The sequence below is a fragment of the Acinetobacter sp. USHLN143 genome (assembly GCF_037145695.1).
In the GTDB taxonomy this organism is placed as follows: domain Bacteria; phylum Pseudomonadota; class Gammaproteobacteria; order Pseudomonadales; family Moraxellaceae; genus Acinetobacter; species Acinetobacter fasciculus.
In genome coordinates, this window is sequence record NZ_JBBCWZ010000294.1 from 1 (window position 1) to 251 (window position 251).

The 251-nt window shown below is 30.3% G+C and carries 1 pseudogene; it reads right to left on the minus strand.

Annotated features, from left to right (window positions below):
• A pseudogene (locus WFH18_RS18120) lies at positions 1-237 on the minus strand (IS982 family transposase); the annotation flags it as partial.
• Between the last annotated feature and the right edge of the window lie 14 nt (positions 238-251).

Below are 251 nucleotides of genomic sequence, written 5' to 3' on the forward strand. Positions count from 1 at the left end.
AAGCAGTTTAGGAAAAGCAGATTTCCAGAATGGAACGATCATTTGGCAATAAAAATATTTGAAGAATCTAAAACCGGATTGATGAAATAAAATGACAATGGTCATTGCTTCGGACAAGCTTAAAGCTGACTTTTTCAACTTGGTTTTTTGATTAGAAATTAAAGCTTTCTCTAAAGATTCATTAAATTTTTTGCAGAAATCATCCAAAATACAAAATAATTCGGTAATATGATCCATTGAGAAGCCTTGTT